Annotated in this window: 18 protein-coding genes; 9 read left to right on the top strand and 9 right to left on the bottom strand. The window is 61.5% G+C overall.

From position 1 onward, the window contains the following. Window positions 1–468 precede the first annotated feature (468 nt). The 4 genes from ACQY7R_RS19790 (at window position 469) to ACQY7R_RS19775 (ending at window position 7,260) form a co-directional block, all read left to right on the top strand. Window positions 469–3,720 carry an ELWxxDGT repeat protein gene (locus ACQY7R_RS19790; protein WP_428307277.1) on the top strand — a complete coding sequence of 1,084 codons (3,252 nt, stop codon included), beginning with the start codon at window positions 469–471 and terminating at the stop codon, window positions 3,718–3,720. A gap of 378 nt (window positions 3,721–4,098) precedes the next feature. Further along, window positions 4,099–4,650 carry an REP-associated tyrosine transposase gene (locus ACQY7R_RS19785; protein ID WP_428307276.1) on the top strand — a complete coding sequence of 184 codons (552 nt, stop codon included), beginning with the start codon at window positions 4,099–4,101 and terminating at the stop codon, window positions 4,648–4,650. 514 nt (window positions 4,651–5,164) lie between these two features. Further along, the gene (locus ACQY7R_RS19780) at window positions 5,165–6,787 is read left to right on the top strand and encodes a GIY-YIG nuclease family protein (RefSeq protein ID WP_428307275.1); all 1,623 of its coding nucleotides are present in this window, start codon (window positions 5,165–5,167) and stop codon (window positions 6,785–6,787) included. Next, window positions 6,784–7,260 carry a hypothetical protein gene (locus ACQY7R_RS19775; RefSeq protein ID WP_428307274.1) on the top strand — a complete coding sequence of 159 codons (477 nt, stop codon included), beginning with the start codon at window positions 6,784–6,786 and terminating at the stop codon, window positions 7,258–7,260. The genes ACQY7R_RS19780 and ACQY7R_RS19775 overlap by 4 nt, the downstream gene beginning before the upstream one ends. Window positions 7,261–7,417: 157 nt before the next feature. Here the strand turns inward: ACQY7R_RS19775 and ACQY7R_RS19770 are convergent, their stop codons facing one another. Beyond that, the gene (locus ACQY7R_RS19770) at window positions 7,418–7,906 is read right to left on the bottom strand and encodes a GNAT family N-acetyltransferase (RefSeq protein WP_428307273.1); all 489 of its coding nucleotides are present in this window, start codon (window positions 7,904–7,906) and stop codon (window positions 7,418–7,420) included. A gap of 250 nt (window positions 7,907–8,156) precedes the next feature. Here ACQY7R_RS19770 and ACQY7R_RS19765 point away from each other — a divergent pair, with 250 nt between their 5' ends. From ACQY7R_RS19765 to ACQY7R_RS19755, 3 genes are all read left to right on the top strand, one after another. Then, window positions 8,157–8,483 (top strand): hypothetical protein, encoded by a 327-nt coding sequence (locus ACQY7R_RS19765; RefSeq protein WP_428307272.1) that lies wholly within the window; start codon window positions 8,157–8,159, stop codon window positions 8,481–8,483. A gap of 143 nt (window positions 8,484–8,626) precedes the next feature. Then, complete coding sequence (locus tag ACQY7R_RS19760) at window positions 8,627–11,299, top strand: DEAD/DEAH box helicase (RefSeq protein WP_428307271.1); 2,673 nt, start codon at window positions 8,627–8,629, stop codon at window positions 11,297–11,299. A gap of 12 nt (window positions 11,300–11,311) precedes the next feature. Then, window positions 11,312–11,689, top strand: coding sequence for a hypothetical protein (locus tag ACQY7R_RS19755; protein ID WP_428307270.1), 378 nt, complete (start codon window positions 11,312–11,314; stop codon window positions 11,687–11,689). Window positions 11,690–11,706: 17 nt separating this feature from the next. On the opposite strand, the gene ACQY7R_RS19750 is transcribed toward ACQY7R_RS19755, so the two are convergent. Continuing rightward, the gene (locus ACQY7R_RS19750) at window positions 11,707–14,028 is read right to left on the bottom strand and encodes a M56 family metallopeptidase (RefSeq protein WP_428307269.1); all 2,322 of its coding nucleotides are present in this window, start codon (window positions 14,026–14,028) and stop codon (window positions 11,707–11,709) included. 48 nt (window positions 14,029–14,076) lie between these two features. Then, window positions 14,077–14,448 (bottom strand): BlaI/MecI/CopY family transcriptional regulator, encoded by a 372-nt coding sequence (locus ACQY7R_RS19745; RefSeq protein ID WP_428307268.1) that lies wholly within the window; start codon window positions 14,446–14,448, stop codon window positions 14,077–14,079. 382 nt (window positions 14,449–14,830) lie between these two features. Between ACQY7R_RS19745 and ACQY7R_RS19740 the strand changes: the two genes are divergently transcribed. Then, window positions 14,831–15,628 (top strand): hypothetical protein, encoded by a 798-nt coding sequence (locus ACQY7R_RS19740; RefSeq protein WP_428307267.1) that lies wholly within the window; start codon window positions 14,831–14,833, stop codon window positions 15,626–15,628. On the opposite strand, the gene ACQY7R_RS19735 is transcribed toward ACQY7R_RS19740, so the two are convergent. After that, on the bottom strand, window positions 15,625–15,789 hold the full coding sequence (locus tag ACQY7R_RS19735) for a hypothetical protein (RefSeq protein WP_428307266.1): 165 nt from the start codon (window positions 15,787–15,789) through the stop codon (window positions 15,625–15,627). The two genes, ACQY7R_RS19740 and ACQY7R_RS19735, sit on opposite strands and share 4 nt — an antisense overlap. A 38-nt stretch (window positions 15,790–15,827) precedes the next feature. Here ACQY7R_RS19735 and ACQY7R_RS19730 point away from each other — a divergent pair, with 38 nt between their 5' ends. Next, a complete protein-coding gene (locus tag ACQY7R_RS19730) occupies window positions 15,828–17,351 on the top strand; it encodes a cadherin repeat domain-containing protein (protein ID WP_428307265.1) in 1,524 nt (507 codons plus the stop codon). Window positions 17,352–17,516: 165 nt separating this feature from the next. On the opposite strand, the gene ACQY7R_RS19725 is transcribed toward ACQY7R_RS19730, so the two are convergent. The 5 genes from ACQY7R_RS19725 to glgX all read right to left on the bottom strand — a co-directional run bounded on the left by ACQY7R_RS19725 (window position 17,517) and on the right by glgX (window position 21,399). Further along, on the bottom strand, window positions 17,517–18,077 hold the full coding sequence (locus ACQY7R_RS19725; protein WP_428307264.1) for a cation transporter: 561 nt from the start codon (window positions 18,075–18,077) through the stop codon (window positions 17,517–17,519). Window positions 18,078–18,246: 169 nt separating this feature from the next. Then, a complete protein-coding gene (locus tag ACQY7R_RS19720) occupies window positions 18,247–18,531 on the bottom strand; it encodes a hypothetical protein (protein ID WP_428307263.1) in 285 nt (94 codons plus the stop codon). A gap of 47 nt (window positions 18,532–18,578) precedes the next feature. Beyond that, window positions 18,579–18,764 carry a hypothetical protein gene (locus tag ACQY7R_RS19715; RefSeq protein WP_152101638.1) on the bottom strand — a complete coding sequence of 62 codons (186 nt, stop codon included), beginning with the start codon at window positions 18,762–18,764 and terminating at the stop codon, window positions 18,579–18,581. Window positions 18,765–18,817: 53 nt separating this feature from the next. Next, window positions 18,818–19,060: a hypothetical protein gene (locus ACQY7R_RS19710; protein WP_428307262.1), complete on the bottom strand. Its 243-nt coding sequence runs from the start codon at window positions 19,058–19,060 to the stop codon at window positions 18,818–18,820. A gap of 164 nt (window positions 19,061–19,224) precedes the next feature. Then, window positions 19,225–21,399 carry a glycogen debranching protein GlgX gene (gene glgX, locus ACQY7R_RS19705; RefSeq protein WP_428307261.1) on the bottom strand — a complete coding sequence of 725 codons (2,175 nt, stop codon included), beginning with the start codon at window positions 21,397–21,399 and terminating at the stop codon, window positions 19,225–19,227. Between the last annotated feature and the right edge of the window lie 11 nt (window positions 21,400–21,410).

Genomic DNA, 21,410 nt, shown 5'->3' with positions numbered 1-21,410 from the left:
GGCTACCCGCTGCACACTCGCTGTTTTTCTGAGTGCGCAGCAGCAATGGCAGCGCGATCCCGACGCCGGTGGTTCAGCCTAGCGGAAGTGCGAAGAAACTTCAGCCACCGATTTTCGGCCACTTTCCTCATTGCAATGAGCAGATCTGATTCCATGATTTCAAGCCATCTTCACAAACGCTTCTCAGTAGGTGTCGCAAAAAACGTCAGATAAAACTGGTTTGTCGAAAGCTGTAGCAAATCAAACCATCTAGCCTCCGCGCCAGCATCCTTCCGCGCAATGACGGACGCAGTGAGCGAGTCATGGAATAGGTCCGTCGACTCCTTTTGCGGGGCTGAGCAATGTATTTGCACTATTCTATCCAGAGGACTAGCATAACGGTCGATTGAAGCCCTGGCGGGCGCGTCGACGGGCAGCCGTTGATTCGCGCCGAAATGAAACGACTCCTCCCTTCTCTGAGACGCCCCCATGTCTAAGTTCCAGGCTCCTCGTCGTCGACGTTCTTCTGGCCACGCATCGTTTGGTCGTCAGTTAGCGCTCGAGTCGCTCGAATCGCGGAAGCTGCTGGCCGCCGATTTCGATCTGCTGAAGGACATCAACGCCGTACCGGTTTTGGGCGGATCGCATCCCGTCGGGTTCTTCCAGGCGGGGTCGGTGACGTTTTTCACCGCGGTCACGGAGTCGCAGGGCCGCGAGCTCTGGAAGACTGACGGAACCGCGGCCGGTACGGTGCTCGTCAAGGATATTAAGCCCTTTGGGGCGGCAGGCTCCTATCCTAGTAATTTTGTGGATTTTGGCGGGACGCTCTACTTCATTGCCGCCTCGTCTAGCGTTCAGTCCGAGCTCTGGAAGAGCGACGGCACCGAAGCCGGGACTGTCCTGGTGAAGAACGTCACCAACAACTTAGAGTTTCCCTATCCCAACGGGCTCATCAATGTGGAAGGGACGCTGTACTTTAGCGCCAACGGCAACGAGCTGTGGAAGAGCGACGGCACCACGGCTGGGACCAGCCTCGTCAAATCGTTCGGTACTCCGCTCACCTATGACCCCCGCTCGCTGACGGCCGTGGGGAGTACGCTCTACTTCAACGTCAACGACGGCGTCCATGGCCGCGAGCTTTGGAAGAGCGACGGCACCGCCGCGGGGACCGTGCTCGTGAAGGATATTAACGTCGGGCTGGGCGATTCCATGCTTAACGTTACTCAGCCCTATCTCATGGCGAATGTGGGGGGGACGCTATACTTTGCCGCCAACGACGGCACGAGCGGCCAAGAGCTTTGGAAGTCGGACGGCACTGACGCGGGCACCGTTCGCGTCAAAGATATTCGGGCCGGAGCGAGTGGCTCTTCCCCAACTAGTTTCATGAATGTCTCGGGATCGCTCTACTTCACCGCCAACGATGGCGTTAACGGCATTGAGCTTTGGAGGAGCGACGGCGCCGAGGCTGGAACCGTCCTGGTCGAAAATATCAATGCCGGGGCGACCAGTGCCAATCCCAGCAGTCTGACCAATATCGGCGGGACGCTCTTCTTCAGCGCCAACGATGGCAGCATGGGACTCTGGAAGAGCGACGGGACCGCGGCCGGAACCGATCGCGTGGCGGGAGTCAGTTCCACGACGGCTCTGCGCGATCTCGTCAACGTCGGCGGTACGCTCTTTTTCCGAGCCAATAGCGGCGCCGCCGGCCCCGAGCTTTGGAAGAGCGATGGAACCGGCGCGGGGACCATGCTGGTCAAAGACATCAACCCAGGTTCGGGAGGATCTTCTCCAGATTTCGCTACCGCGATGGCGAACATCGGCGGAGTTCTCTACTTCGGCGCCATCGACGGCGCGACGGGGCCTGAGTTCTGGACGAGCGACGGGACCGCGGCCGGGACGGTTCTGGTGAAGGATATTAACGTTGGCGTCAGTTCTGTTCCTGCATCGTTGACGAACGTGGGGGGAACGCTGTACTTCGTCGCGACTGACGGCGTCACTGGCGCCGAGCTTTGGAAGTCCGACGGGACTGCGTCTGGAACGGTGCTCGTCAAGGATATTCGCAGCGGCGGAGGTTCCTCCCCCAGTTACCTGACGAACGTCGCGGGAACGCTCTACTTCGTCGCCAACGACGGCGCCACTGGCGCCGAGCTGTGGAAGTCCGACGGGACCGCGGCGGGGACGGTGCGCGTCAAGGATATTCGCAGCGGCAGCGGAAGTTCCTCTCCCACGAACCTGACGAACGTGGGCGGGACGCTCTACTTCGTCGCCAACGACGGCTCCACCGGCCGCGAGTTGTGGAAGAGCGACGGCACCGCGGCGGGTACGGTGCGCGTCAAGGATATCGGCGTCGCATCTCTCAGTTCCTCCGCTGACTTGCTGGTAAACGCCGACGGGACGCTGTACTTCGTCGCCAACGACGGCGTGAGCGGGCTTGAGCTGTGGAAAAGCGATGGAACCGAAGCGGGAACCGTCCGCGTCAAGGACATTAACGCCGGGGCGCTCGGTTCGTCTCCTGCGGAATTGATTTATGCGTCGGGCGTTCTCTACTTCAGAGCGAACGACGGCGTCAACGGGCACGAACTTTGGAAGAGCGATGGCACTGATGCGGGAACTGTTCTGGTCAGCGATCTCCAGGCCGGCGTTGGCAGCTCGTTCCCCAGTTGGTTGACGAACGTCGGGGGAACAATCTTCTTCTTCGCCAATAACGGCGCCAGCGGCTTTGAGCTGTTCAAAAGCGATGGTTCAGCGGCCGGAACTCAGCTGGTGAAGGATATTAATCCCGGAGGGGATTCAAATCCGTCCTCTCTCAGTCCTATGGTGCTGGCGAATGTCGGCGGGACGCTCTACTTCGTCGCCAATGACGGCGCCAGTGGCCGCGAGTTGTGGAAGAGCGACGGAACCGAAGCAGGGACCGTTCGCGTAAAGGACGTCAATCCAGGCGCCCTCGACTCCAATCTCCAGTTGCTGACGAACGTCGACGGCGTACTTTACTTCAGCGCGAGCGACGGCGTGAACGGGCAAGAGCTTTGGACGAGCGACGGGACCGAAGCGGGAACGCAGCGCGTCGACGCCTTCGGCGGACCTGACGCCGCTCGTGATCCATTCTCGCTCGTTGAAGTCAATGGTCGCCTCTTCGTCACGGCGACGACTCACACGTATGGTCAAGAGATCTGGGTCGCCGGCGTCGCGCCCCCGCTCTCCGGCGACTACAATCACGACGGCGCCGTCGATGGCGCCGACTTCTTGCTCTGGCAGCGCCAGCTTGGCGCAGTCGCCACTCCCGCCGGCAGCGGCGCCGATGGCGATGGCAGCGGGGCCGTTGACGGCGGCGACCTCGATGTTTGGAAAGAGCACTTTGGCGAACCCGCAGCCGTGCCGGCTATCGAGGCGACTGCCGTTGAAGCGAGTGCCGCTGCGCTCTCGCTGACCGCGTCCGTCGACGAAGCGTTCGCCGAAGTTGGCGAGGAATCGACCGCTCCGGGCGCGGCCGCGATCACCCTGCGACAGGCCGCTGCCGTGGAAAGCCTGCAGCGTCCGCACGGCGCCGTCGATCGATCGTCGATCGCAACGGCCCCATTCGTCGTCGGTCGCGGCGCGGCGCACGACGCCGCAATCATCAAGCGAACGAATCCCGACGCGGCTCCGTTCGTTCGTCCGGTGAAGAACGCTCCCTGGCGTCCATTGGCGCCGGCCGCGTTTGAATCGAGCCTTGCCAGCGCGTTCGATAGGCTGGCTGAGTAGCTGATCGCAACGCGATTTACGGGGCCGACGGAAGGCGCTTGCGCAGCAGCCATGGCAGGGCGAGCCTAGTGCTGGGTTCAGGCTAGCGGAAGGGCAAGGGAACTTCAGTCACCGACTTTCGGCCACTCCTCTGCGGTGGGGCGAAGCAAGGTGATGCTCAGTCGTAGGGTGGGTGCTCGCACCCACCTTACCCGCTTGAAGTGATCGCCCGGCTAGCCATGAGGGAGGTTCCGCATGTTCGATTTTCGCGGGGAACCCCATGTGGCGGACGATAAGAAGGTGGGTGCGAGCACCCACCCTACGATTGCGCAGGAAATAGCATAAAAAAGATGCGGTATTTCGTATCGGTGGAGTGCAGCCCGCGATATGTTGGGGCTCATGTCCGAGTACCGGCGCAACTATGTGGCAGACGGCACGTTCTTCTTCACCGCCGTGATGCACCGACTGCGGCCGATTCTCACAAGCGACGTCGCTCGCGGCGCCTTGCGACAGGCATTTAGCGAAGTTCGCGGGCGTCACCCGTTCGCGGTGACGGCGATCGTGCTTCTTCCAGATCATCTCCACACGGTTTGGACGTTGCCGGAAAGTTTCGTCGACTACTCGCTCCTGTGGCGGCAAGTGAAGTCCCGTTTCACGCAGTTGTATCTCGAGCATGGCGGCGTTGAGAGCGGCGTGTCGACGAGCCGCAGCATCAAAGGGGAGCGCGGCGTGTGGTGCCGGCGGTTCTTTGAGCATACCATCCGTGACGAGCGCGACCTGAAGCGGTGTGTCGACTATGTGCACATCAACCCGTTGAAGCATCGGCTGGTTGAGCGAGTGAACGACTGGCCCTGGTCGTCGTTTCACCGCTACGCCGCGCTCGGCGAGTACGCTCTCGAGTGGGGCGGCGCTCCGAAGTTCTACGGCGACGAATGGCTGCAATACGAGTAGGGTGGGTGCTCGCATCCACCTTGGCCCGTTGGAAGCGAACTGCCCGTTGGCTATGGAGATCGACCTCGGGCATGCTCGATTTTTGTGGCGTCTTCCGCGTAATGGATTAGGAGAAGGTGGGTGCGAGCACCCACCCTACTTTGACTACCGCGGTTTAGGGGTATCCTGGTACGATTCGGTGCTCTTCATCTGCCATTTCATTGCTCGCTTGCCGCAATTTACTCATGACGCCTCAAGAATTCATCGCGAAGTGGCAAGTCTCAAAGCTCTCGGAGCGATCCGCCTAGCACGAGCACTTTCTTGACCTTTGCAAGCTCCTTCGTCAACCGACGCCCGTCGAGTCGGACCCTGACGGCGCTTCGTATACGTTCGAGCGCGGCGTTCACAAGCTCGAAGGCGAACAAGGCTGGGCCGACGTCTGGATGGAGGACCACTTCGCCTGGGAATACAAAGGGAAGCACAAAGACCTCGTCGCCGCCTACTCTCTGATTTCTTAATAGCGAAGTGAGTCATCATGCCTGATTCACCACATGATCGAAGGATGCGGGCCATCTATCGACAAGCATTCCCTCCACCCTGGGACAAGGAGGCTTTATGGCATGCGCAAAGAGTGAGCCGACTTTCGGAGATGGATATTGCCTCACGCATAAGAGTGAATGAACTTGCCGAACGCTTTCCGCACTGGGCTATTTCAAGGTACAGCGGTGGCTCGGGCTTCATTATAGCGAATGCCTTGCGAAGCTACTTTCACGAGTTTGTCCACAGAATATCCAAAGCCGGTTTCCATGCTCTTCCGACGGCGTTTAACGTCGTCGAAGCGCTCTTTCATCATGATCGTTCGATGTGTGGGTTTGACCTACTGCCGGAACGTGAGCACCTGTTATCCCTGAACCAATACTTCACCTGGTATGAATCAAATGGTCTTCCACGCGATCCGGCGCTACTCCTTGATGCGATGCCCGAGGGATTCATCTACTCGTATAACTTTCCGGACGCGTCGACGGGATACCACGTTACATGCGGCGAATCACGCGTAATCGTTGCCGGAATTGCAATGGTCCGCCATGAGTGGGAATTGTCTTGCTTCCTCCTGACTGGCGAGAACCCGCCCAACCCTCCCGATGAAAAGACGGTGCAGGCGGCAAAGGGCGATTTGCTCCCTTCCAAGCCAGGGTTGTTTCCGGCTGCAGAACTGTCTGTCGCTGATCGCTACTTGAAGGAGTTTCCCGGCTACGGGCGTGTGGCCGTGCTCACTCGCTTGGACTTAAAAACCAAGCGATATGAAGTGCGTTATGTCAACGTGGATATCGGGAACGCATACGAAGTTTTCACTGACGACGAGGCTATTTTTTCGAATCCCGACTTCAATCGCACGCCGAGCTATGTGGAGACTCAGAATAAAGCACTCGCTCGGTACAACCCGCTTTTCTCAGCTGCTTCGGCACTAATCTACCTACCTTTCATTTTTGTTGATGAAATGAAGCACGTTCAGGACACAGATTTTCCTACGAGCTTATACGTCGACAGAAGGAAGAAATATGTCAAGGAAGCCAAGAAGGCTCTTGGCGCTGAGCAACTCGCCTTCTTTCGAACTGTCAGATGCCTGACCGTGTCGGCCCGTGAAAGCAACGGCGAAGAACAAGCCGTCATCCCGCCCGAACTGTCATTCGAGGCATCCGGGTACTGGAAGTCATTGCCCCCGGGATCGATTGGCCAAACCGAGGACGGAATTCCTATCGTCGGCAGAACTTGGGTTAACCGAAAGGATATTTGGGGGGCGACAAGCCCTGAATCATTCCTGCTTTCTCGCGCCGCCTCGCGACATGAAGGCCCCGATCCCGGCGTCGTTTATGTAATGCGATCTCCCGCACATCAAACCGATCTCTACAAAGTTGGACTCACACGCCATGAAGCCAATTTGCGTGCTGATCAACTCAGTTCCGCGACCGGGGTGCCGTTGCCGTTCGGAGTTCTCGCTAGCTGGGAGGTTGGTGACTGCGCGGCAGTTGAGCGAGCAGTGCATGAGCATTTAGATTGGTGTCGCCTAAGTAGTCGCCGCGAGTTTTTCGCGACCAGCCTCTCACAAATCGTCAAAGTCATCGAGAACGCAGCGCGGAATGCACGAGCCGAGTGGTGAAGCTTTTGCTGACTTTGACCAAGCGATTTCAAGTTCACCGCGCCGCCATCGCCGGCGCCGCTCGCGAGCTTGATCAGCTGCGCAACAACTGGCTCAATCCGCCTGAGTGGACGACGACCGAAACGCTTGAGTTTCCCGGCACGGTCGGCGGTCCTTGGGATCGTTACATCGATCCCGCGACCGTTCATGCCGCGCCGAATGCGACGCCATCGGCGGACGGTCAACCGGTGCAACTCGGCACGGTGAAGTATCCCCGCACCGTCGCTCGCGATGAAGCGAGCGCGAAGGAATTGAAGAAGCGGACGCTCACCAATCTCTACAACGAGCGGCCCGCGTGGCTTGACCTGGTCCATCGACGGTTGGACGAGGCGGTGTTCGCCGCCTACGGCTGGTCGCCCGACCTTTCCGACGATGACCTCTTGGCGAAGCTCCTGGAGCTCAACCTAGAACGCGCCGCCGCTGAGAATGCGTAGGGTGGGTGCTTGCACCCACCTTGCCCGCTTGGAGCAAATTGCAGGCGGCGTTTCGACGGGTGACTTGTGCGCTGCTCTGCGTTGAGATGTCGGGGCCGCTTGTAGATTGATGCGGTAAAGGTGGGTGCGAGCACCCGCCCTACGGTTGCGGCGGCGTTTAGGTTGCCGGGGGTAGATGCTTGCGGAGCAGCACGGCGTCGGGCGGGGTCCAGCCTTGCTGGCGGTAGAACTCCTGCGCGGCGCGCCAGACGTCGGCAATGATTAGCGGGCAGCCTTCGTCGGCGAGGCGTTGCTCGATGACGGCGAGGAGGGCGCTGGCGTGGCCTTGGCCTCTGCTGCTCGGGGCGACGATGAGTTCGCTGAGGTAGCCGCGGAAGCCGAGGTTGTGGGCGCAGGCGAAGCCGGCGATGGGGGGCGTGGGTTGGGTTTGCACTGCTGGGCTAGCCAGCAGTGGCACGGTTTCGGGCTCGGCGGCGGCTAGGGTGACGAAGGCAATCGTCGTCGAGGCGGCGAGCGTGCGGGCGATGAGCTCGGGCGACCAACTGGGGTGCCAAAAGGCTGGTTCGGCTTGCATGAGCTGCGCGATGGCTGCGGCGTCGGCGGGCTCGGCGAGGCGAATGGCGACGACGCTTGGCGGTTGGTTCATGGGGGCATCATACTGGATGCCTTGGAGCGCGGGCGAACTGTGCGTTCACCACGGAGGCGCGAAGATCTCGAAGGAGCACGAAGAGTTGTAGGGTGGGTGGTTCACCCACCTTCAACGCCTGCCGCGTGTGATCTTTTGAATCGAGGTCGATTGGCTGGCGTGACGGCGGGTCGTTTTCAGCTGGGCAAGGTGGGTGCGAGCACCCACCCTACGGTGGCGGCGAGGCGGATGGTTCTTTCGGGAGCGTGAGATGACGCGGCCTCGGTTTACTTTGCGAATGGCGCTCGTGTTGACGGCCATCGCCGCGGCGGTGGCGTGGCAGGGGAGCATTGTGCAGCGGCGGAAGGGGGCGCTCCACGATGCGATGGGGTACGCGAACGTTACCGTCATTCCGGGCGATCGCGGCGCGGGCTCGCGGAATCGGCCGAACGCGATTCGGCAGTTGTTTGGGGACGAGTCGATCCTCTCGATTTTTCTGCCGAAAGAAGTGCCGGAGCCTGAGGTGGAGCGGTTGCGGCGGCTGTTTCCGGAAGCGGAGGTGGAGCGACGGGAATTGACCGTGCCGTTGTCGACTTGAAGGTGGTCGCAGATACGCGCTAAGCGGCGAGCAGTAGCGCGCAGCCTCGACCGAGCTAGGTCGGGGCTAGTGGGATGGCTGTCGTCGACCAATGTTGCGACAATGGTTGCGTTTGATCGCCCTTCGCTTGAGTGCTGCCGCTGATGTCGCTTGCCGCCCGTTGTTTGCGTGAGTTCACGGCGAAAGTTCGCGCGAAGGGTGAGGGCTACTTCAAGTCGCGGGCGGTGCAGTGGAGCGGCGTCGATTCCCACTCGGCGGTCGGCACGGTGCGGGGGAGCGGGCCTGAGCCGTATCGCATCGTCATTAATTGGTCGCAGCCGCGGACGGGAGTCGTGGCGAGTTGCACCTGCCCCTATTACGAAGGGGGCGACTTCTGCAAGCATCTGTGGGCGGGGCTGCTGAAGATCGACGCCGAGGGTCTGGCTGCTGGGCTCGATGCTGAGCTTGGCGAATCGAACGCTCCGCTCGCGCTCATTCATCGCTTCGAACGCAACGTCGACGACGATGATGATGACGAAGACTCTTGGGACGTGAGCGACGCGCAGGCGGAGCAAGCCGAGCGCGCGGCGTGGCAGGTTGGCCGCTGGGGCGGGATTGGCGATGCGTATGGGAGCATGCCGCGAGCGGGAGATGCGTCGGAGGCGGGCGATGCGTCGGCGGGGTTGTCGTTGCCGATTGTCGACGTGACGCCGCGCGGCGTGCTGCGGATCTTTCCGGCGCCCGATGCGACGGGGTTCCCGCACTATCACAAGGCCGATCGACTCTACGCGGAGGCGGCGTTCGATTACGACGGGGTTGAAGTCGGGCTCGAGGCGTGGTTGCCGACGGTGTTTGATGCGGCGGGCAACCGTGTGATTCGTCGCCACGAAGCGGCGGAGGAGCGGCTGATTGGGCAGTTGTCGCAGCTGCGCGTGGGGCCGCAGCGGCCGCTCTATTACTACGATCCGCCGGGCAACGTCGAGTTCGCGCTGAAGAAGTTCGACGACGTCGTGCGCGGGTTGGCGGAACTCGGCTGGGCGATTGAAGCCGAGGGGCGGCCGGTGCGGCGGGCCGGGCAGACGCAGGCGGTCGTGCGGAGCGGCGTCGATTGGTTTGATCTTGACCTGTCGGTCGAGTTTGGCGGCGCGGCGATTCCGTTGCCGCGATTGCTCGCGGCGCTGCAGCGGAAAGAGCGGTTCGTCGTGCTCGACGACGGTTCACAGGGATTGCTGCCGGAGGAGTGGCTGGCGCGGTGGGGGCCGTTGGCCGAGCTGGCGGAGGTCGAAGGGGATCAGCTGCGGTTTCGGCCGTCGCAGGCGATGTTACTCGACGTGCTGCTCGCGGAGCGGGGCGATGAGATTCGGCTCGAAGTCGATCGGCAGTTCGTGCGGGTGCGCGATCGGCTGCGGTCGTTTGCGGGCGTGGAGCCGCGCGCGGCGCCGGCTGATTTTCGCGGCGAGTTGCGCGGCTATCAGCGCGAAGGGTTGGGATGGCTCGCCTTCCTCGCAGAGTTCGGGCTTGGCGGTTGTTTGGCCGATGACATGGGGCTCGGCAAAACGGTGCAGGTGTTGGCGTGGCTGGCGGGGCGGCAGTCGCAGCGGCAGCGAAGCGCGGAGCATCGGCCGACGCTGGTGGTGGCGCCGAAGAGCGTCGTCTTCAATTGGCTGCAAGAGGCGGAGCGGTTCGCGCCGCAGTTGCGGGCGGTTGATTACACCGGGACGCAACGGCACGATCGGGTGGGAGTGTTCGCCGACGCCGATCTTATCGTCACCACCTACGGCACGATGCGGCAAGACATTGAGCTGTTGCGCGAGCAGCCGTTCGACTATGTGATTCTCGACGAGGCGCAGGCGATCAAGAATCCGCAGTCGGTGTCGGCGAAGGCGGCGCGGTTGCTGAACGCCGCGCATCGGCTCGCGCTCACCGGCACGCCGGTCGAGAATCGGCTGAGCGATTTGTGGTCGATCTTTGAGTTTCTCAATCCGGGGATGCTCGGACGCAGCCGGACGTTGCAGGCGTTCACCGGCGGCGGTGAGGAACGGCTCGAACCGCTGCGGCGGGCGTTGGCGCCGTTCATCTTGCGGCGGACGAAGGACGAGGTGCTCAAGGAACTGCCGGAGAAGACGGAGCAGACGCTGTTCGTCGACCTGCTGCCAGCGGACCGCAAGCGATACAACGAGCTGCGCGAACACTATCGGGCGTCGCTGCTCAAGCAGGTGGAGGCGGAGGGGATGAAGGCGGCGCGGATGCATGTGCTCGAGTCGTTGCTGCGGTTGCGGCAGGCGGCGTGCCATGGCGGGCTGCTTGACGCGAAGCTGGCGAGCAAGCCGAGCGCGAAGCTGGAGACGCTGTTGGAGCAGGTCGAGGAGATTGTCGCCGAGGGGCACAAGGCGATTGTCTTCTCGCAGTTCACGAGCTTGCTGGCGATTGTGCGAACTCAACTCGATGCGCAGGGCGTGGCGTACGAGTATCTCGACGGAAAAACTCGCAACCGGCAACAGCGCGTGGAGCGCTTTCAGAACGACGCGGCGTGCCCGTTGTTTCTGGTGAGCTTGAAGGCGGGCGGCACGGGGCTGAACCTCACCGCGGCCGATTACGTGTTTCTGCTCGACCCGTGGTGGAATCCGGCGGCGGAGGCGCAGGCGATCGATCGGGCCCACCGGCTCGGCCAACAGCGGCCGGTGTTTGCGTATCGGCTCGTGGCCCGCGATACGGTGGAGGAGAAGATTTTGCAGTTGCAGCAGCGGAAGCGGCGGCTGGCGGATGCGATCATCAGCGGCGACGGCGGGCCGCTGGCGGGAATGACGGCGGCGGAGTTGGGGATGCTGTTGAGTTGAGGGAGACTTGGTATGCGAACGCCGGAAGCGATGGTTGAGTATTTCGCAGAGCGGATTGGGCTCATCTACTACCACATGCCGTTGGCGTACGGCGGGAGCGGCGCCGGCGTCGAAGTGTTGCTTCACGCCCATCACGATGCTTGGGCGCATCTGGTCGAGTTCGACGGTGATTGGCGCGACGCTTGGTGGAAACGGCTGGAGGCGGAGGATTGCGGATCGGCGAATTTTTCACACCGTTATGCAATGAACCATCCAGGGGCGCCCGAAGCGGAAGTGGCGGCGTACGTCGTGAAGCATTGGCGCGTCGTGAGCGACGAGCTGGGCGTACCGATTCCGCACGAGCGACTGCGGGCGGAGTTTGATGAGTGGGGGCGTGAGCGGTTGAAGTGAGCGCTGCGGGCGTTTTGCTATTCGGCGATGCGGATGTCGTAGGTTTCAAGCAACGTCCCTTGTTGCTGCTTCAGTCGCAGAATCGCGAGTTGATAGTCGGCGAGCGACTGTTCGTGGGCGATGGCGGCGTCGGCGCTGCGCTCTTGGGCTTGCAGCAATAGATCGAGCGAAACGCGACCGATGAGATAGGTCGCTTCTACAGCCGGAACTTCATCGTCGCTGGCTTGGCGACGGTTGGCGTTTGTTTCGAGGATGCCGTAGGCGAGATCGAGCGAACGGACGGCGCTCGCGAGTTGAGACGTCACGGAAAGCTGCAGGTCTTTGAGCACGGCGGCTTCGCGTTTGGCGAGTAGGTCGTGGTGTCTTGCGGTGGTGTTGGCGAGTCGTTGCGAAAGGTCGAGCTTTTCTGTTTCGACGACGGCCTGCTGCGATTTCTCGGAAACTGCTTCACTCTCTTTCAGTTGCTTATCTTGTTCGCGGACTTCAATCCGCTTGGTGAGCGCTCGCGTGCGCACTGACTCCCAATCGAGTTTGAGGTCGTTTGCATTAGGGGCACTGCTGGCACTGATCAAGCGGCCGTCGTTCGCCGAAAGACCCATCGCACTGCGTAGTTCCGCTTCTGCCACGAGAAGGCGAGATTGAGCGACCTGCACTTGATTCTTGCTGTAGAAGAACTGACCGCGGCTTTGGGCCTCTTCCGATTGCGTACCCCCTTCAGCCGAGACGGCGAACTTGGCTTTGACACGGCGCCAAGTTTCGAGGGCGGCCTGCTGGGTGTTCCGCCGCGCTGCTAGTTCTTGGTTGGCCAAGCGAAGCTTCCAGTATCGCTCCGCGATCTCCGCGATTCGCTTCTCAACCTGATGCTGGAAATCAATCGGCGGCTGTGGCTCGCCTAAGTTCTGCGAAATGACGAGCGTGCCGTCGGCGTTGCGCGCAATGCGATAGTTGCGATCATTCTCTATCGCTAGGTGGATGCATTCATTGAAAGTTAGTTTCCAATGCTTTAACTCGCCCGCATCGAGAGGCGTCTCGGTCGGTTTGCGGGCGGGCGTCGCTGGTTTGTCGGGCGTTGAAGGGGGCGCGTTCGGCAGCACGATGAGTCGTGCGCCGTCGCGCTCAACTAGCACGCCGTTGATGACGGAGCCGTCTTTCAGCGTGATGGTGCAGGGCTCCGAGTTGTCGGCGTTAGGCTCCGTTGTTTTGTTGGTTGCTGGCGGCGGTGCGGGTTCCGAGGTAGCGGGTTCTGAGGTAGCCGCGGCAGGCGCGAGGAGGCAGGTGACGATGAGGGCCGCTCCGTAGAAGACGCGACTCCATCTACTGAGCGGTTGGATCAAAATTGGCGTGCCGATCCGCTCGAACCGTCGCCGCAGCGACCGTCGCGAGCCCCAACCAGTAGCGCCGGGGGCGAGGGCTGTGTCGCCGGCGAGGAGGTCGAGCGTTTGCAAGAGCGCTTGGCCGTAGCCGCGGCGGAGGGCGGGGAAGCGGCGGAGCACGTCGGCGTCGCAGCACTCTTCTTCGGCGGCGTGGAGGTGGCGACGGGCGAACCACGCGGTCGGGCACCACCAGTAAGCGATGGTCGCGGCGAGTTCGAGCCAGCGGGTCCAGCCGTCGCGACGGCGGAGGTGCGTTAGTTCGTGGGCGATCACGGCGTCGAGGGCGTCGGCGTTGAGTGAGTCGACGAGCGCGGCGGGCAGGACGACTGTCGCGTGGCGACCGAGCGACCAGGCGAAGGGGGCGACGCGGCCGGCGACGATACAGATGCGCGGTGAGTTAGGAAGGCCGAGCTCCGCGGCGAGCGCGGAGGCGCGTTGTTCCAGTGCCGTAGGGCAGGGGAGGGCGCGGGCGAGCCAGCGGTGGAGGCGGACGATGCGAGTGAGAGAGATAAGGCTGAGCAGCGAGCTGCCGGTGAGCCAGATGATGGCGAGGTTTTGGAGTGGGGTGAAGGGGAAGGCGTGTGGCGTGATGGCGGGGAGTGGTGCGGTTGATTCGGCGACGGGGGCGATCGACGGCGCGATCGTTTGAGTGGTGGTGGACGTCGCGGGGGCCGCCGTAGCTGCCGCGCTGATGGCGACGTTGTTCGCGATTGGCTTCGAATCGCTGGGTTCGATCGCGACGGATTCAACTGTAACGGTCGGCGTTGAAGGCACGCTCGGCTGCAGCCAAGCAACCTCCACTGGAATAAACAGGAGCGGCGGCGTGACTAACTTCAGCAGCACCGCCAGCCAAGCGAGCCGTGCGACGTACGGGTTTTTCCACGCGACGGTCACGATGAGCGCGACCCCCGCGAGGAGCGTCGCGAGGGCGGCGTTTAGCAGCCCGGCCGAGATGAGTCCATCCATCGTGCGGTTCTCCAACGTGCAAATCGCCTTGCGGCGACGAATGGGGCGTTACTCTCCGAGCAATTTTCGCAGTTCTTGCCGTTCGCGGCGGGTGAGGCCGCGGGCGTTGACGAGGTGCATCACGAACGGCGTGAGCGAGCCGTCGCTCAGTTTCTCGGCCATCGCTTCGAGCTGTTCGCCGGCAAAGGCCTCGGCGGTGATCGTCGCGCGGAACAGGTGAGCCGGGGTCGCTCGCTCTCGCTCTACGAGGCCCTTGGCTTCGAGTCGGCTGATGAGCTTCTGTACCGTCGCGACGTCGGAGGGCGAGCCGTCGGGGTAGAGACGTTCGACGATCTCGCGGGCGGCGAGCGGCGCGGCGTCCCACAACGTCTTGAGGACGGCGAGCTCGGCGTCGGTGACGTGTCGGGGCGCCTTGGCCATGTGCGTCGTGTGCGAAGGTCGATTTGTAGACGTGTTGTCTATGTGGGAGTGTAGACGATCTGTCTATTCAACGCAACGACGTTCTGAAATCGACTGCAGGCCGACTGGTTTGAGCGATTGCAAGCAGATGCTGTCGCGGCCGGGGTGGCCGAAAATGGCGAGTGCTCAAACGTGCACTGCCGCTGTATAAACGAACTGACCGGTCAACAAAGCAGGCGGCGAGTGCACATCGCCGACTGCCGGACGTTTTGGCGAATCGTCGCTGAAGCTTCCGAAGAATTTCAGTCGCGGCTGATTGTTTTGGATTGACTTACTTCATGGCGAGCGATGCTTTTGACTTGGTGCAATGCATCGCCTCGACTGCACTGAAAGGATGACTGAAATGTCCGAAGTGAACATTAGCGAACTGAACGACTCGCAGGTGATCGGCTGGCTGAATCGCGGCGGGTTGAAGGCGTCGGCAGACGGCGAGATCGGTTTGTGGAACGAAGCGGAGAGTGCGCTGGGCGCGCTGTCGGCAGCGCAAGTGCGAACCGGCGTCTCGAGCGGCAACTCTCTGCAGTTGCAAGCGCGAGACGTCGACGGCACGTCGTGGACCTCGTTCCTGACGCTCACGGCCGGCAATACGCCGACGTGCGCGATCGATCGCACCGTCATTGGCGCCACGACGCCGGCTGCGGCGACGTTTACGACAATCAACGGCAAGACGCCGAGCGCGTTCGGTTTGTCGTTGTGGGACGCCGCCGACGCTGCCGCGGCGCGCAGTACCTTGGGAGTGAACAAGCACTACATGAGCTTGTCTCAGTCGTCGGGATCCGCCATCGGCGACGGCGACACGCGGTATGTGACGGAGGCGATCCTCACCACCGCGGAGGGGTATGCGACGCGACTCTACCCGATGCATACGGGAACGATCACTCGGGTGATCGTTCAGACTTCGTGCCAGGCGGTGAATGGCAGCAACGAGACGGCGACCGTTTACCTGCGGAAGAACGCGTCGAGCGACACGACGCTTTCGTCGAGCGTGCAGTTTAACTCCGCCCGGCAGGTCTACGACGTCACGGGGCTGAACGTGTCCGTCTCCAGTGGCGACTACTTCACGTTCAAGGTCGCCTTCCCGACCTACGCGACGAATCCGACGGGCGTTCTCATGCGGATTGATGTGGAAATTACGTACTAGCGCCAGCAGTCGCACGATCCGATCGGCGAGATCGAGCGGTTGCCGCGCGGTGAGCGTTGGTCCGTTACCATTTCGTTGACCGGAGTGCTGGTGGAACTGCCGCGATGCGTCGCTTGTCGCTCTGCAGGAGCGGCAAGCGGCGGCGCGGTTTGAGTTGGCATCGATACAGAAATATCACCGAGCAGCGGAGGGCATTCTTATGCCGCATATCATTGATAGCAACGGCGCACGCGTCGTTGATTCGTTTGACAATTCAGTCATTCTAGGGACGACCATCATTTCGCCGTCGTTAATTGCGGTTACCGGCGATTGCGAGATTGGGAATGTTCAGGCGTGGCCGATTTATGAAGTTGTGTTTTCAATCACGGGCGGCGCCGATCAAGCGTTGTTTGAGATTGATTCCGCGACGGGGGCGTTGGCGTTTCTTACGCCGCCGAACGCTCACTCTCCTGCCGACGCCGATCTCGACAATGTTTACGAAGTTGAGGTGACGGCCAGTCAGGGAGGTTCTAGCGACGCTGTGACGATTGAAGTCACCGTGATCGGCACGCGTGGCGTACCGACGGGGGAGCTACTGCAAGTCGCCGTCGACACGCAGCGAGCGACGGGTCGCAATGTCGTCATGGCGGCTGGGCAGTTGTTGATCCCGGAGACCATTTCGACTCCGTTTGTGGCCGGAGGTAGGGTCCAGGGGAAGGGGGAAGGCGAACCCATCGATACCTACGCGCACCCACTGCAAGGGATTGGGACGCAGTTGATTTGGGAGGGGCCTCGCGAGGTCGCGGATGAAGATCCGATGATCGGGCTGTATGGCGCGTACTGGGAGCTCGACGGCTTCTCGATGTATGGCGCTCAACGCTATCGGATGGACTTGCAGACCGAACCGGAGCCCGACTTGCAACCGCTCCCCAAAGCGCCGGTCGGCATTCTCGTGAACCGTCCCGGAGACCGACAAGGGCTTGGGGTGGGCAAGCACCACTTGAGCAATATGTTCTTGTCTTACTTTCGTACGGCAATTCAGCATGCCACTGACAACATTCACGAGCTGAACTGCGAGCAATGTTTGCACACGAACCTGTCGATCGATCGATGCGACGTCGGCGTGCTCGTGAGAAATGATCAAAGCCTGGGGCACACGTTTGTCGACCTCGACGTGTACGGGACGCCGGTGATTTTCAAATACCAGGCTGGCGGCGATTTGACGGTGTTCCGGATGTTCACTCCCAGCGAGTGCACGATTCTCCAGTTCGACCCTGTTCAGAGCGGAGTCGGATTTGGACACAATAACGCGGTGTACTCTTTCGATTCCGTCGAGTTGGACTATGCTGCGGGCAACACGATGCTCGTCGACATGCCGCCGGGTTACTACGACGCCGATATTTTCTTTAACAACGTGCGCTTCCAGTACATCGGCTACACGAGCCCCGCGGCTGTAGTCTCGGGGAATACGCGGCTGACGATCCGCGATGCGAGAAAGCTGCAGGCCGGCATGTTCGCTTGGAACAACCCGTTCGAGACGACGTTGCCGAGCATCATCATCGACAACTCGCGGGCCTGGAAGTATCCGGGATTGTCAACGCCTCAGGATGTGAACAGTGTGCTCGACCTGTTCGACGTCACGAATTCGATTGGTCAGTGCCATGTTCGAGTGACGAATCTGCGTCACCACGGCACCGGCGAGAATCTGCCGGACTTCGAAGACGTGTTGGGGACGCCGGTCTAGCGCAACTCTCGCTGGAGTTGGATTGGCTTGGCCGGCATCGGCGTTGCGGAAGCATTCGCAGCTCCGCCGACTTGGACCCATGGTCTCAAGTCGGCGGAGCTGTATTTTCAAACATTGCGAATACGCATCGTTGCCTCGGAGGCGAGCAACGAAATTGCTGGTCGCTTATTTCTTCTCCGGCAAACTCGCGTGAAAGCCGGCTTTGTGGAGGGCCTTCAGTGCGGCCTTCGCTTCAAAGTCGCCTTCGATCACGAACGATTCTTCCTTCGGCTTGCAGGTGTCGGCGGTGACGCCGTCGCACTCGGCGAGGGCGGCTTTGATCGCCTTCGTGCAGGCGCCGCAGCAGTTGTGAACGGCGGTCACTTCGAGGCTTTTAACTTTGCCCTTCGGCGCCTTCGCCTTCGGCCACTTCACTTCTTTGCTGCTGAGCTCGCCGTGGAAACCGGCGGCGGCGATTTGGTCGACGGCGGCTTGGATGGCGGCTGTGTCGGCGGCGACGAGTTCGACCTTGCCGGCGTCGCCGTCAACGGCGCACTTCACTTCAGCCGGATGTTCCTTGTCATCAGCCGTCTTGGCGACGGCCTTTTCGATGGCGACCGCACAGCCTTTGCAGCAGATGTGGACGCCTTCGATGGTGACGGTTTCATCGGCGCGGGCGGCGCTGCCGAACAGCGAGACGGCGGCCAGGGTCGAGACGGCGGTCACGGTGCGAAGAAACTGATTCATGGCAAAACTCGTTAAGTGGGACGCGATGCGTCGTGATGAGCGCTGGCTGAACCTACGACGCCTATCAGCGTAACGCATCGGCGCCGCGGCGTCGATTGTGCGCGCAAACGCCGGAATGCGTTGATGTTGGGGCGCCGCGATTGAGCGGCGACCGGCACAGATCGTCGGTTCAAACGACCGGCTTCTCGGACCGTTGATGAGAGCCTTGGTATTGGGCGCTTCCTTGGCAACGTTCGGCGTCCTGCCGCGACTTATGTTCGATGAGGATCTGCGGCCCGGAGGATTCTTTTTGCGTCCGCAGTTTCACTTGGCCATGGCAGTAGAGACAGCGGATCTCGCGAGAAGCGTCGGGGGAGAGATCGGCGACGCCGAGTTGTACCCAGCGCATTTCCTTCTTGCCGTCGATTTTGTGGAGGCGCTTTTCCTCGCACCGGACCATCATGTCTTTCGCCATGGAACTCTTTCCGTGAGGGCGAACCGATCGTCGGCTCGCCATGCTTGCTATTTGGCGCCGCGAGTTTTCTTGCGGGGTTCGACGCCTTCAAATTTCTTAAGCGAATCGCAGCGAATCTTCGTGCTGATTCGCTGCAAGGCGACTTGCGCCTCGAGGCCGCCGCGATCGACAAAGAGAATCTCACCCACTTCGCCTTCTTCGGTAAGAACCTTTTCGCCCTTTTTGAACGTCATCTGATGCTCGTCGGTTTGGTCGAGGGGGAGAACGAAAGCGAAGCAGGCAGGCGTCAGCTGTAGGGCGCCTTCGGTTTGAGCTGCGGCATCCAGGCGGCGCGCGGCGGGCCCGTCGGTGCGGCGCTTGCGCGCTGGAGATTGAACTCGGCCTCGGTTCGCCAGGCGGCGACGCCGGTGGCGCCGTCGCAGGTCTCGATGACCAGATAGTCGCCCAACTTGGCCTCGCCGTTGATGGCGAGTTTGGCGTTCGGCGGGATGGCGCGGCCGCTGAGATTCACGAGGGTGTGTTGTGTCATTACCCCCACTGTAGTCGTTCGACGCGCGGCGACGGCGTTAATTCCGCCGCTTTGGCGGGGAAAGGACGCAAGCTGGCGCCTCAGGAGGCCTGGGAGGCTTCCCGAGGGCCGCCAGCATTGCGATTTAGGGATGTGATGTCACCAACTCAGGCTGAAAGGCCTGCCTAAGTCGTTTCCGCACGCTCTTTCGCCGGCGCCGTGAAAACGGCCATCGAGCAAGGACGCAGCTTATACGCCCGCGCAGTGGCGATGCTCTTCGCGTCGACCTTACCCTCGGTCGCCGTCTTGGGCGGCTCCCTCGGTTCTTCGATCGCCGTATCGAACAGGCATTCCCATTCAACGTCCCCTTCGAGCTCCGGCAACGCGAACGGAATCTCCGTTGCATGGTCGGCGTTGAAGAGGATGACGACGTGGTCGCCGATGATCGGCTCGCCGTATTCGTCGTTGTCGACCAGGCCGCCGTTGAAATGGACGCCGAGGCAGCGAACGTGCGGCGTGTTCCAGGCGTCGTCGGCCATCTCCTTGCCGCTGGGGTCGAGCCAGACGATTTCAGGGGCTTCGTTGCCGCGGATCGATTTGCCGTGAAAGAAGCGGCGGCGGTGGAAGCTCGGCTGCGCTTGCCAGATGGCGATCACCTTCTTGGTGAACTCCAGTAGTTTCTTCTGGCGTTCGTCGAGCGTCCAACTCAGCCACGTCAGTTCGTTGTCTTGGCAGTAGGTGTTGTTGTTGCCTTGCTGCGTGTGGCTCCGCTCGTCGCCGGCGAGCAGCAGCGGAATGCCTTGCGAGAGAATCAGCGTCGCAAGCATCGAGCGTTTTTTCCGCTCGCGCAGCTCGTTGATCTTCGGATCGTCGGTCGGCCCCTCGGCGCCGCAGTTCCAGCTGTCGTTGCCGTCGGCGCCGTCGCGATTGTTCTCGCCATTCGCTTCGTTGTGCTTGCCGTCGTACGACACGAGGTCGTTGAGCGAAAAACCGTCATGAACCGTGATGAAGTTGATGCTCGCGTGCGGGCGGCGGCCGCCCCACTCGTAGAGATCGCTCGAACCGCTGATGCGGGTGGCGAACTCCGACGCGACGCCGCCGTCTCCCTTCCAGAAGCGGCGGACGCAATCGCGGTACTTGCCGTTCCACTCCGACCAGAGGATGGGGAAGTTGCCGACCTGGTAACCCCCGTCGCCTAGATCCCACGGCTCGGCGATCAGCTTTACTTGGCTGAGCACCGGGTCTTGGTGAATGATGTCGAAGAACGCGCCGAGCTTGTTCACTTCGTGCAGTTCGCGGGCGAGCGTGCTCGCAAGGTCGAAGCGGAACCCGTCGACGTGCATCTCGAGCACCCAGTAGCGGAGGCTGTCCATGATCAGCTGCAGCACGCGCGGGTTCTGCATGCTGAGCGTGTTGCCGCAGCCGGTGTAATCCATGTAGTAGCGGGCGTCGGGCGCCAGGCGGTAGTAGCTGGCGTTGTCGATGCCGCGGAAGCAGTAGGTGGGGCCCATCTGGTTCCCCTCGGACGTGTGGTTGTACACCACGTCGAGGATCACCTCGATGCCGGCGTCGTGGAGGTTGGCCACCATCGACTTGAATTCCATCAACACGTCAGCAGGCCGATCGGCGGCGGCGTACGTCGGCTCCGGCGCGAAGAAGCTAAGCGTGTTGTAGCCCCAGTAGTTGATGAGGCCGCGCTCCACGAGCGGACGGTCATCCCCTTTCGCATGGATTGGCAGCAGCTCGACGGCGGTGACGCCGAGTTCCTTCAGAAAGCGAATCGCCGGTTCCGAGCCGACGCCGGCGTAGGTGCCGCGCAGATCCTCGGGAATCTCTTCGTTCAGTTTCGTAAAACCTTTGACGTGCATCTCGTAGATGAGCGTCTTGTGCGACGGCGTGTTCGGCGGACGATCGTCGCCCCACGAAAAGGCTTCGTCGACGACGCAGCCGAGCGGGCCGTCGGCTCCGCTGTCGAGATCGCTGAACGAGAGATCGCCCTCTTTGCTGTTGAGTACGTAGCCTGAGATCGCGTCGGTCGGCTTGATCGTCCGCGCGAGCGCCTTCGCGTAGGGATCGAGCAGCAACTTGTTTGGGTTGAAGCGGTGGCCATTTTCCGGTTCGTATGGGCCGTGCACGCGGTAGCCGTAAACCTGCCCCGGCCGAATGTCGGGGAGGTAGCAGTGCCACACCATATCGGTATGTTCGACAAGCGTGATTCGCTCAGCCTCTTTTTCATCGTCGGCTGAGTTGTAGAGACAAAGCTCGACCTTGGTGGCGTTTTCGCTATAGAGGGCGAAGTTCACGCCCTTGCCGTTCCATGTGGCGCCGAGAGGGTAGGGTCGTCCTGGCCAGATACGCATATAGGTGTCGG

Origin of the sequence: Lacipirellula sp. (genome assembly GCF_965279485.1) — a bacterium.
GTDB lineage: Bacteria > Planctomycetota > Planctomycetia > Pirellulales > Lacipirellulaceae > Lacipirellula.
This window is presented reverse-complemented; position numbering and strand designations above follow the sequence as displayed.